The organism is Asaia sp. SF2.1 (genome assembly GCF_000505765.1).
Taxonomy (GTDB): Bacteria; Pseudomonadota; Alphaproteobacteria; order Acetobacterales; family Acetobacteraceae; genus Asaia; species Asaia bogorensis.
In genome coordinates this window covers 1-11,772 of sequence record NZ_AYXS01000027.1, presented here as the reverse complement: position 1 = coordinate 11,772, position 11,772 = coordinate 1, and the positions used below count along the sequence as shown (strand labels likewise).

At 59.7% G+C, this 11,772-nt stretch carries 11 protein-coding genes and 1 riboswitch; of the genes, 4 read left to right on the top strand and 7 right to left on the bottom strand.

Annotated elements, in window-relative coordinates:
• The first annotated feature begins 131 nt into the window (after positions 1 to 131).
• A complete protein-coding gene (locus P792_RS0119300; protein ID WP_023979256.1) occupies positions 132 to 854 on the top strand; it encodes an HAD family hydrolase in 723 nt (240 codons plus the stop codon).
• A 119-nt stretch (positions 855 to 973) separates the two neighbouring features.
• Here P792_RS0119300 and P792_RS31045 read toward each other — a convergent pair whose 3' ends face one another.
• Positions 974 to 1,636 carry a trimeric intracellular cation channel family protein gene (locus tag P792_RS31045; protein ID WP_023979255.1) on the bottom strand — a complete coding sequence of 221 codons (663 nt, stop codon included), beginning with the start codon at positions 1,634 to 1,636 and terminating at the stop codon, positions 974 to 976.
• The gene (locus P792_RS31040; protein WP_031241115.1) at positions 1,633 to 2,658 is read right to left on the bottom strand and encodes a low specificity L-threonine aldolase; all 1,026 of its coding nucleotides are present in this window, start codon (positions 2,656 to 2,658) and stop codon (positions 1,633 to 1,635) included. The genes P792_RS31045 and P792_RS31040 overlap by 4 nt, the downstream gene beginning before the upstream one ends.
• Before the next feature lie 58 nt (positions 2,659 to 2,716).
• A riboswitch (SAM-I-IV-variant riboswitch) is annotated at positions 2,717 to 2,828 on the bottom strand.
• Positions 2,829 to 3,037: 209 nt separating this feature from the next.
• Here P792_RS31040 and P792_RS31035 point away from each other — a divergent pair.
• The 3 genes from P792_RS31035 to P792_RS31025 are packed head-to-tail and all read left to right on the top strand — an operon-like array spanning position 3,038 to position 6,520.
• Complete coding sequence (locus P792_RS31035) at positions 3,038 to 4,060, top strand: NAD(P)/FAD-dependent oxidoreductase (RefSeq protein WP_031241113.1); 1,023 nt, start codon at positions 3,038 to 3,040, stop codon at positions 4,058 to 4,060.
• A gap of 58 nt (positions 4,061 to 4,118) precedes the next feature.
• Entirely contained in the window at positions 4,119 to 5,264 is a 1,146-nt protein-coding gene (gene alr / locus P792_RS31030; protein ID WP_023979252.1) for an alanine racemase, read from the top strand.
• A complete protein-coding gene (locus P792_RS31025; RefSeq protein WP_023979251.1) occupies positions 5,261 to 6,520 on the top strand; it encodes a D-amino acid dehydrogenase in 1,260 nt (419 codons plus the stop codon). The genes alr and P792_RS31025 overlap by 4 nt, the downstream gene beginning before the upstream one ends.
• Positions 6,521 to 6,606: 86 nt before the next feature.
• On the opposite strand, the gene P792_RS31020 is transcribed toward P792_RS31025, so the two are convergent.
• The 5 genes from P792_RS31020 to P792_RS38900 all read right to left on the bottom strand — a co-directional run.
• Positions 6,607 to 7,440, bottom strand: coding sequence for an SDR family oxidoreductase (locus tag P792_RS31020; RefSeq protein WP_023979250.1), 834 nt, complete (start codon positions 7,438 to 7,440; stop codon positions 6,607 to 6,609).
• A gap of 226 nt (positions 7,441 to 7,666) precedes the next feature.
• Positions 7,667 to 7,972: a hypothetical protein gene (locus tag P792_RS37645; RefSeq protein ID WP_023979249.1), complete on the bottom strand. Its 306-nt coding sequence runs from the start codon at positions 7,970 to 7,972 to the stop codon at positions 7,667 to 7,669.
• 222 nt (positions 7,973 to 8,194) lie between these two features.
• Entirely contained in the window at positions 8,195 to 10,018 is a 1,824-nt protein-coding gene (gene typA, locus P792_RS31010) for a translational GTPase TypA (protein ID WP_023979248.1), read from the bottom strand.
• 308 nt (positions 10,019 to 10,326) lie between these two features.
• Positions 10,327 to 11,304, bottom strand: a complete 978-nt coding sequence (locus P792_RS31005; protein ID WP_023979247.1) for an adenosine kinase — start codon at positions 11,302 to 11,304, stop codon at positions 10,327 to 10,329.
• Positions 11,305 to 11,549: 245 nt separating this feature from the next.
• Positions 11,550 to 11,772, bottom strand: a 223-nt coding sequence (locus tag P792_RS38900) for a hypothetical protein (RefSeq protein ID WP_035440105.1), incomplete at its 5' end; no start/stop codon positions are given.

The following is an 11,772-nucleotide window of genomic DNA, read 5'->3' as shown; positions in this document are numbered from 1 at the left end:
TTATTCTATACTGTTCCGTTAGTTATATATGGAATTTTCAGATATATATACTTATTGCATAAGAAAGAAGGCGGACAAGATACAGCTAGAGATCTTTTGTTTGATCGACATATGTTGGTGACCGGTATTTCATGGGTAATTTTGACTACTATTATTTTGACAACTGCGAGATAACCATGGCGGCCATCGATGAACCCGCGCACAAATGCCTAGCATTATTTGATTTTGACGGAACGCTTACCCGAGGAGATAGTCTTTGGCGTTGGCTCTGTTACGCTCTGGGACCGATGAAACTTATCAGGTCTGTCATAATGTCCCTTCCCTGGCTGATCGGGTATAGGGTAGGTTATATCTCTAATAATGAGGCAAAGAGGCGGCTTTTGAGCGCTGCTTTTCAAGGAATGTACACGGAGGACCTGCGCAAGGTTGGTCGCCTCTTCGCCAAAGACGTCATTCCGCAAATCCTTAGAGAAGATATAATGGCCCGTGTGGCGAGCTACCAAAGCCGTGGGTATGAATGCGTTCTGGTCAGCGCTTCCCTCGACTACTATCTCGCACCTTGGGCAGAGTATGCCGGTTTTGCGCAAGTCCTATGCTCTTCATTGGTGACGAACGCGTTCGGAAGAGTTGGCAGCGGTTTTGTCGGCTCTAACTGTCACGGAGCTGAAAAAGTGGTACGTATCCGGAGCTATATCGACTCCCGCTCGGACTATAAGCCTATCATCATGGTTGCTTATGGCGATAGTCAAGGAGATATCCCCATGATGAAGCTCGCAAGAGAGGCCTGGTGGGTAACTCGTGCCGGAATTGAGCCATTTACCAGCTCTGCTTCCGCGAACACCCAGGAATCCTGAACGCGTAACAGCATTACCGTAAGGCGTAGACCTGTTTCGTTAAACAAGGGGTTTTCGATCTGCCCCCTTGGAGGCAGATCACAAGTCAAGCGTCACAATGCCGATGGTTTCTCGCATTTTTAATTGGATTTATTACCCCGATCATAGCCCCGATAAGCGGGAAGATCGACCTTTTGCAAAATTGCATAGCCTCGGAGTCCAAACCCCATCATAACGGCCAAAGCCCCGGCCAGGATGGGAGGCATATCAAGTTCGTGCAGCCCGACGTAGAGCCCCGAGGCGAAAACAGCAGCTGTAACGTAGAGTTCGGGACGGATCACGATGGAGGGTAGATCGGCCAATACGTCGCGGATGATGCCGCCCATACACGCCGTGACAACCCCCATAATGGCGGCAGGTAACCAAGGGATACCATAGGCCAGCGCCTTCGCGGCACCGTACGCCGCGTAGGAGGCCAGCCCGAGGCCATCGAACCAGTCAATGGCACGCTCGGGCCAGAAGCGATGCGGTGTGAACCAGACCAGCAAGGCGATACCCAGACACACAGCCAGAGGCGCTGTCGCATGCATCCAGAACACCGGAGCGCCAATCAGCAGGTCACGCAACGTCCCGCCACCAACCCCTGTCATGGCCGCAAAGAAGGCAAAGGTCACGATGTTCTGCCGTGCCTTGGCTGCCACGAGCGCACCGGAGATCGCAAAGACCGCCGTTCCTGCCATATCGAGATCCGACAGGGTGGAGGCTGATAACGCATGGATGGAAGCAAGTGTCGCTGGGCTCACGCGGCAAGGGCCTCGATATCATCGGCAAGCTGCGTCACGCGGGCCGGATCGGCATCCCATGCAAACATGAAACGCGCCCCCCCACCGATGAAGGTGTAAAAACGCCAGCCCCGCTCGCGCAGCCCCTCCAGCACAGCCTCTGGCGCCTTGAGAAACACCGCATTGGCCTGCACGGGAAACATGAGCGACAAGCCCGGAATCGCCTCGATACGCGAGGCCAGGGCACGGGCGCAGCTATTGCCATGCGCGCCATTTTGCAGCCAGGCCCCACTTTCAAGCAGACCGATCCAGGGCGCGGAAATAAAGCGCATTTTCGAGGCCAATTGCCCGGCCTGCTTGCAGCGATAGTCAAAGCCTTCGGCAAGGGCCGAGTCGAAAAACAGAATCGCCTCGCCTACCCCCATGCCGTTCTTGGTGCCCCCGAAACACAATACATCCACACCCGCCTGCCATGTCATCTCGGCAGGGGTGCAGCCCAGCGCCGCGCAGGCATTGGCAAAGCGTGCACCATCCATATGCAGACGCAGGCCGAGCTCGCGGCAGGTTTCTGAAATGGCGCGTATCTCGGCCAGGGAATAGACCTCGCCCGTCTCGGTTGGCTGGGTGATCGTCACCACCTTGGGCTTGGGGTAATGGATATCGCTGCGACAGGTTGCCAGCGCCCGGATATCCTCGGGGAAAAGCTTGGCATGATCCGTTCTCGCCACCAGCAGCTTCGAGCCATTGGAGAAGAACTCGGGGGCTCCACACTCATCGGTTTCAACATGGGCGAAAGACGAGCAGATCACACTGTTATAGGACTGGCAGAGCGCCGCCAGCGCGAGTGAATTGGCCGCCGTGCCGTTGAAGGCAAAGAACACCTCGCAGCGCGTCTCGAACAGTGCACGGAAGCTGTCAGCGGCGCGGCTGGTCCATTCATCATCGCCATAGGCCGGAACGGAGCCTTTATTGGCCTGATGCATGATGTCCCATACTTCGGGGCAGATACCGGCATAGTTGTCACTGGCAAATTGCTGGGCCACAGGCTGGAAATCCTTGCGCTTCTGAAAAGGCAGTACGGGCTTGCGGCAGGGAGGGTGTGGCGTGTCCCGAGATTGCCGGAGCGGCCACATCTCTCCGGTTGCCCGGAGATACCACCTTGCCCGGGAGCAGGTTGGCGCCGGTGAAACGATACCGGCTCTTGATGCTGGCTCTCTCGTATCAAAGCCCCAGTGCCACGGCAAGGGTGAGCTTCTTCAGCCGTCTATCAGCCGACAACCGCATGCAAACAGAGTGACACGGCCCAACAGGCACACAAGCCATGTGAGGGGGGTGCATCGCAGGAAAGAATGTGGTTTCTTTCAGCCTCGTTGCGAAGCATGACCGGGCCGACAGGCCGGACAGATATGGATGACAGCTGACATGGGCCAGACCCCTCTCGACATCGATGTAGCCATTATCGGTGCAGGGCCGACCGCGCTTTTTGCCGCGTTCGAGTGCAGCATGCTCAAACTTTCCTGCGTGCTGATTGACGCGTTGAGCGAGATTGGTGGCCAATGCGCGGCGCTGTATCCTGAAAAGCCGATCTATGACATTCCGGCGCACCCCTCGATTGAAGGCGGTGCCCTGATTGCCGCGCTCGATGCCCAGATCGCCCCCTTCGATGTGCCCCGCCTTCTGGGCCAGCGCGTGGAAAAGCTGTCGGGCCAGCGCGACGCCTTCACGCTCGAGACAGACAAGAACAATGTGGTGACGGCGCGCGCCGTGATCATCGCGGCAGGAGCAGGCGCGTTCGGCCCGAATCGCCCGCCGCTCGATGGTCTCGATGCCTATGAGGCGAGTGGCGCTGTTCAGTATTACGTGCGCAAGCGCGCCGATTTTGCAGGCAAGCGTATTGTGGTGGCAGGTGGTGGCGATTCCGCTCTCGACTGGGCGCTGTCGCTCTCCGACATTGCGGAAAAGATCTATCTGCTTCATCGCCGCGACCGCTTCCGTGGTGCGCCCGAAACCCTCTCCCAGATCGAGTCCCGTGTGGCCGAAGGGCGTATCGAAAAAGTCGTGCCCTATCAGCTTCACGCATTGCAGGGCGAGAATGGCGCCCTTACCGCGGTCGATGTGATCGATCTCGAGGGCCAGACCCGTCGTATCGAAGCCGATACGCTGCTGCCTTTCTATGGTCTCTCGACCGATCTCGGCCCGATTGCCACCTGGAATATCGATACCGTACGCAGCACGATTCCCGTCACGCCCTCCAGCATGGAAACCAGCCTGCCGGGCGTTTTTGCCATTGGTGACATCGCCACCTATCCCGGCAAGCTGAAGCTGATCCTGCAGGGGTTCAGCGAGGGAGCCATGGCAGCCCATGCCATTCACCCTATCGTCCACCCCGATCAGGCCCTTCACTTTGAATATTCCACAAGTAAGGGTGTGCCATCAGGGTCTTGAGCCGTGACAGGGCCCCGGTTTAGTATGATCCCGAAATGATCGAAAGACGCGAACCCTGATGACAACCCAGCCAGACGAGGCGCAAACCGACGCAGTCAGACGTGCCGGTGGATGGCTTCGTATCGACCTCGACGCCATCAAGCAGAATTACCAGCTGCTGAAATCCCGTGTGGGACCCGATGTCGCCGTCGGGGCCGCAGTGAAGGCGGATGCCTACGGGCTGGGTGTGACGCGTGTCGCCCCTGCCCTCTATCGCGCCGGATGCCGCCGGTTCTTTGTTGCCACCGTTCAGGAGGGGCTGGAGCTACGCCCCATCCTGGCGGCCGATGCTGCCATCTGCATCCTCAATGGCCCGGCACCGGGCAGCGAGGCGCTTTTGCAGGACAAAGGGCTCACCCCGGTTCTGAACAGCCTCGACCATGTGCGCCGCTGGGCCGCGCTGGGCCGCGATACGGGCGTGCGCTCCCTTTGTCTGCTTCAGCTTGACAGCGGCATGTCGCGCTTCGGTCTGTCCGAGGCCGATATCGATACGCTTATTGCCGAAAACACCTTTGCCGATCTGGCCATTGATTACATCATGAGCCATCTGGCCTGCGCGGATGAATACCATTCGCCGCGCAATGAGGGACAGCGCCTGCAATTCGAGGCCCTGCGCCGCAAGCTCCCGGCCCTGCCTGCCAGTCTTGCAGCGTCGAGCGGTATCTTCTTGGGGGAAGCCTTCCATCATGATCTGGTCCGGCCTGGTTATGCCCTCTATGGCGGCAACCCGACCCCGGATCGCGCCAATCCCATGCATCCGGTTGTCACCCTGCTGGCCGGCATGGTGCAGGATCGCTGGATCGCCCCGGATGTGGCGGTAGGCTACAGCGCGCGTTTCATCGCGACAAAGCCCACGCGCATCGCAACCCTTTCCGTCGGCTATGCCGATGGTTTCCACAGACGCGGCGGTGGCCTTGCCAGCGCCGTTCTGCCTGACAGCCCTGATATCCTGTTGCCCATCGTGGGGCGGATTTCGATGGACTGCATGGCGCTGGATCTGACCGCGCTGGGAGACAGACCCCTGCCCCCCGGCACCGGTTTCGAGCTGATCGGCCCCCATCGTCCGCTGGACGAACTGGCCGCGGCACTGGATACGATCGGATATGAGTTGCTGACCGGACTCGGGAAGCGCTTCCATCGTGAATATATCGAGAGTTCACAATGAAGATCATCGTCATGGGCGCCGGTGTCATCGGCGTCACCACAGCCTGGTATCTTGCCGAGCAGGGTCATGAGGTCGAGGTCATCGACCGCCAGCCGGGCGTCGGGCTCGAAACCTCTTTCGCCAATGCCGGTCAGGTCTCCCCCGGCTATTCCACGCCCTGGGCCATGCCGGGCCTGCCCCTCAAGGCCATGCGCTGGATGCTCGAAAAGCACGCGCCGCTGGTTGTGCGTGCTGCCGCCGTCAACATGCCGATGCTGCGCTTCATGACGCAGCTTCTGACCAACTGTACGCATCATGCCTATGACATCAACAAGAGCCGTATGCTGCGCATTGCGGAATACAGCCGTGACTGTCAGGCCGAACTGCGCCGCAGCACCGGCATTACCTATGACGATGGACAGAAAGGCCTGATCCAGCTCTTCCGCACCGACAAGCAGATCGAGCATGCCCATGAGGACATGCGCCTGCTTGAGGAAAGCGGCGTTGCTCACGAATTGCTGGGCATGGACGACGTGCTGAAATACGAGCCCGGCCTCGCCGGCGCGCGTCAGATTCTCAAGGGTGGCCTGCGTCTGCCCGGCGACGAATCCGGAGATGCCTATCTCTTCACACAGCGCCTTGCCGCCATGGCGGCGGAGAAGGGCGTGAGCTTCCGCTTCCGCACCGAAATCGAGGCCATCGAAGCGGCGAGCGACGCCATCTATGGTATCCGCACCAGTGCGGGCCGTCTGACGGCCGATGCCTATGTGCTGGCACTGGGCAGCTACTCGCCCCGCCTGCTCAAGCCCATCGAACTCGATCTGCCGGTCTATCCGGTCAAGGGCTACTCGCTGACAGCCCCGATCACCGATGAGAGCCGTGTCCCGACCTCCACGGTCAATGACGAGACCTACAAGGTTGCCATGACGCGCCTTGGCGATCGTATTCGCATTGGTGGTACGGCGGAGCTGACGGGGTGGCGCCTCAAGCTGAGCCAGGACCGTCGCGAAACGCTGGAACTGTCGTTCAACGATATGTTCGGCGGTGCCGATCTGAGCCGTGCCCGCTACTGGACCGGGCTGCGCCCCTGCACGCCGGATGGCACACCCGTCATTGGTCCGTCCGGGCGCTACAGCAATCTGTGGCTGAACACGGGCCACGGCACGCTGGGCTGGACCATGGCCTGCGGCTCGGGTCGTATCCTCGCCGACCGTATCAGCGGCAAGCGCACCGACATCCCCTCACTGGATCTGTCGCTGGACCGCTACACGTCCTGAAGCCACATAAGGCTTTGGCCTAAGTATGAGAGGGGGATCCTCCCCCTCGAATGCCGTCCTGCCGGGCCTCGCGGAAACACCAATGCTCAGCCCGGTGCAGATAGTTGCCCCGCACGCATGGCCGCGATAACACCGCCATCGATCAGAAGATCACCCCCCGTAATGAAACCGGCATCCTGCCCAAGCAAAAAATGAGCCGCGATTGCGATCTCATCGGGGGGTGACATACGTTTCGCCGGTGAGGCCTCGACCATGGCGCGATAGGCGTCACCCGATGCGGAAGCCAGTTCATGCGTGGCAAGCGGGGTGACCACAATCCCTGGGCTTATGGCGTTCACCCGCGCACCGCGTGTGCCCCATCTCACTGCCTCGGCCTGCACCCTCAGACTGTTTGCGCGCTTGGCAACGATATAAGCCATCATACTGTCAGTGATGACATCAGGTTGCAGGCAGGGCAGCTCAAGCAGTGAGGCCGCAGGGGTCAGCGCCAGTTGCGTCTCGTCCGACGGGGAAAGTGGATGGGGCATATGCCCTGCCATGCTGGCAACGATCAGGCCTGATCCACCAGAGGCAATCACCTCGCCAAAGGCCTCAAATACCAGTGCAGCACCGTAAAGGTCGACTTCAAGCACTTTGGCGGGTGGGGCCATATTGGGCGAAACGCCAGCCGTATTGATCACCTGCATGACCGGCCCCATTGCAGCAGCCATCTGGGCAAGTGTGTGAACGCTTTCTGGGGAGCAGACATCGATCACCTGGGTTGCCACGTCATAGCCGGCGTCGCGCAGGGTCCCAGCCGTGCGTTGCAACAGAGCCTGATCGATATCGGCCAGGAGCAGATGCTTGCCCATGCCCTGTCGTCGCGCAATGGCCAGACCAATACCACCCGCACCGATGACGACCACGATTTCCCTGCTCACTATCCCTGTCTCCCGTTCCTGTATGGGTATGCCTCCTAAAGAAGCATCGCCGATGGAGAGAGGTATGGAGGCGAGCATTACCGGTGATTAGACGCCCCGTTCAGCGTGAACCTATATCGATCATTCATCAATCGGCCAAGAAACCAATGAGATAGACCCGAAGTGACAGGCACAAAAAAACGGGGCCTTTTCGGGCCCCGTCTTTCAAACTCGATCATGCGATCGATCAGTTGCCTGCAGCGTCCTTTTCGGCGGCAGCTGCTGCACCCTTCTTGTGGTGCTTGTGCTTGTGCTTGTGTTTGCCCTTATGCGTGGCAGCCTTGTCTTCCGTCGGAGCAGCGGGAGCTGCTTCAGAGGCCGGAGCCGGGGCCGTAGCTTCCGGAGCAGCAGGCGCGGCTGCCGGGGCAGCGGGAGCTGCAGCAGCAGGGGCTGCCGGGGCTGCTTCCTGCGTGGTCTGAGCGAAAGCAGGGGCGCTCAGCGTCATGGCAAGAGCGGCAACACCGGTAAGAAGACGACGATTGAAAACGAGCATAAAACAAGCTCCAGAATACGAATTCACATAATCACAGGCGTCAGTCAGACTGTAGAATAGGCCGCCTGCACTTATGACGTTACAAACGCTATCAGTATTTTTCAGTCTCGTCTTGAAGAAAATTAGATAAAATACGTGTAATCGCACCGTAAAGGCATGTTTATGCCTTAATGCCGACATGATCATAAAAAAAGGCCACCGAATGGTGGCCTTTCCTCAGTGTCAGGCGTCTGACTTGACTTTCGACATACGCTTGCGCTCATTCGGGTCCAGGTAGCGCTTGCGGATACGCACGGCAGAAGGCGTCACCTCAACCAGCTCATCGTCCTCAATATAGGCGATAGCCTGCTCAAGGCTCATCTTGCGCGGCGGCGTCAGAAGCAGCGCATCATCCTTGCCGGCGGCACGGATGTTGGTCAGCTTCTTTTCACGGACAGCGTTCACATCGAGATCGTTCTCGCGCGAATGCTCACCCAGGATCATGCCCGTGTAGATCTTCTCGCCAGCTTCGACGAACAGCGTGCCACGATCCTGCAGCGAGAACAGGGCGTACTGCGTGGTCGCACCGTCTTCTGCCGAGATCAGCGAGCCATTGCGACGGCCTTCGATCGTGCCTGCATAGGGCTTATAGCCCGCGAACAGACGGTTCATGATGCCCGTGCCGCGCGTGTCGGTCAGGAACTCGCCGTGATAGCCGATCAGGCCGCGCGACGGGATGAGGAAGGTCAGACGGACCTTGTCACCACCCGACGGACGCATGTCCTGCATCACGCCCTTACGCATCGACATCTTTTCGACGACCACGCCCGAATAGGGCTCGTCAACGTCGACCAGAACCTCTTCGTACGGCTCTTCACGCTCGCCGGTCTCTTCGTTGTTACGGAAGAGAACGCGCGGGCGACCGATGGTCAGCTCGAAGCCTTCGCGACGCATGGTCTCGATCAGCACGCCAAGCTGGAGTTCACCGCGACCGGCAACCTCGAAGGCTTCGCTTTCGGCACTCTCGGTCACCTTGATGGCCACGTTGCCTTCCGTTTCCTTGAACAGACGGTCACGGATCTGGCGCGACGTCACCTTCTTGCCTTCACGACCGCCCAGAGGGCCGTCATTGATGCGGAAGGTCATGGTCAGGGTCGGCGGATCGACCGGGGTCGAGGGCAGCGGCGCATCGAGAGCCGGGTCTGCAATAGTGTCGGGGATAGTGGCGTCGGACAGACCGGCCACAGCCACGATATCACCGGCTTCGGCTTCATCCACCGGCACGCGATCCAGACCGCGGAACGACAGCAGCTTGGTCAGACGACCCGTTTCCACGATCGTGCCATCGGGGCGCAGCACGCGCACCGGCATGTTCACGCGGGCGCGGCCCTGCTCGATACGACCCGTCAGGATGCGGCCCAGGAAGTTGTCGCTTTCGAGAATGGTCGAAACCATGCCGAACGGCGCTTCCTTGTCGAGGCCCGGCGTCGGCACGTGGCGCAGCACCAGGTCGAACAGCGGGGACAGATCCTTGCGGGGGCCGTTCATTTCCAGATCGGCCCAGCCCTGACGGCCCGAAGCGTACAGCATCGGGAAGTCGAGCTGATGCTCGTCGGCGCCCAGCGCTGCGAACAGATCGAAGATTTCTTCATGAACTTCGTCGGGGCGGGCATCGCCACGGTCGATCTTATTCACGACCACAATCGGACGCAGGCCACGGGCCAGCGCCTTGCCCAGCACGAACTTGGTCTGCGGCAGAGCGCCTTCAGCCGAGTCGACCAGGATGATCGCGCCGTCCACCATGCTCAGGATACGCTCGACCTCACCACCGAAATCGGCGTGGCCCGGCGTGTCGATGATGTTGATGCGCGTCTCGTTCCAGACGACCGAAGTGCACTTGGCAAGAATGGTGATGCCGCGCTCACGCTCGAGGTCATTGCTGTCCATCGCGCGCTCAGCAACGTGCTGGTTTTCGCGGAACGAGCCGGATTGCTTGAGAAGCTGGTCAACAAGGGTGGTCTTGCCATGATCGACGTGCGCGATAATGGCGATGTTACGGATTTCCATGAAGCGGTCCTGATCGGGCTTGCAGGGTCATGCCCTGCCGGATCGCTCCCTGGGAACGACACAAAGCCGGGACTGACGGATTGGCCGTGTTCTGCACAATTTCCCGTCAGAGTGCAATGAAAGGATCGGAAAGACCGGGTTTTTTAGCATTTCCAGGCCTTCTTCCAACGTAATACAGGCCCCTGCCCCGCCTCTTTGAAAGAGTTAAGCCCTTTCTTCCCTGTGTAGTAAGGCGAGGTATAGAGGCGCGGGTTTCGAAAGGGCGACTGCCCTTTGGCAGGTTTCGGGGCGGCGCCCCGAAACAGCCCTCAGGCCTTGAGCGCGAAATCCGCGGCAGGGCGTGCCCCCATGCGGGTGATGATCGCACCAGCAGCTTCGTTGCCCAGACGACCACATGCTTCGAGGCTGCGGCCCTTGGCCAGTCCAGCCAAGAAACCGGCAGCGAAGGCATCGCCCGCACCCGTCGTATCGACCACCTTCACGGGTTCCGTCGGAACGACCAGCTTCTCGCCATTGGAGAGAATGACCGCGCCCTTCTCACTGCGAGTCAGCACGACAAGGGCAGCGTCACGCCCGGCCTGCGTGGCGGCGGCGTCGAAATCCTCGGTCTCGTAGAGGGCACAAATCTCGGCCTCATTGGCGAAGAGAATATCGATATGCCCGGCGACCAGCGCACGGAAGGCAGCGTGATGGCGTGCCACGCAGAACGTATCCGACAGGGTCAGGGCCACGCGGCGACCGGCCTTGTGCGCCGTCTCGGCCGCAAGGATGAAAGCGGCCTGCGCGCGGTCCTTGTCGAACAGATAGCCCTCCATATAGGTCACGGCAGCGGCGGAGACGGCTGCCTGATCCACATCCTCGGGTCCGAACTCGGTGCAGATGCCCAGATAGGTGTGCATGGTACGCTGCCCGTCAGGCGTGACGAGAATTATGCAACGCGCGGTGGGGCGATCGGCATTCCGGACGGGGGCTGAGGGGTAGAACAGCTCCTGCGCGGCGATGTCTCGGGCATAGCCGAGCCCTGCCTCATCATCTGCCACCTTGCCCAGATACCCGACGCGAGCGCCCAGACGGGCTGCAACGACCGCCGTGTTGGCGGCGGAACCGCCCCCCATGATCTGCTCCGGGGTGATCTTTGCCTCGATAGAAGCTGCCTGATCGGCATCGATCAATGTCATGCTGCCCAGTGGCGAGCCGAGCGCCGTTAGTGTCTCGTGCGAAACCTGTGCAAGAATATCGACAATAGCGTTGCCGATGCAGAGCAGATCGAGAGTGGGTGCAGTCATGAGGGCTCCGATGCGATGAAATTAAGTGGAGAAAACAGAGTTCACGCCATGAAATCAACATGATCAGACGTGATCGTAATGTTGCGTGAACGACAGGTTCGGCATTCTTTCCGACAGGCCATGACACAAGACCGGGTCATGGTCAAAAACCGCGAAAACCTGCTGTTTATCCGCTTGTCGCTTGCGCAACATAACGTGTAAGCCGGGTTAGGGCGTGAAGCACCTCTGAGGTGATTTTGCGTCTGTCACCAGCCGCCAGCGGCACCCGAACCGCCACCTTTCAGAACGCGCAGCGGGGTTCTCTTGTTCAAACGACGCAAACCAGAAGATACAGCAACGCCCTCATCTTCAGGTGCATCGGCCAGTATCGGCCAAAAACCGGCTGCCCCTACGACGGGCAGCGCTTCGCTTTTCCCCGAGCGTCCGGCCCCAGCGGCTGACGCCTCACCAGCCTCACAAGTCAAGGAT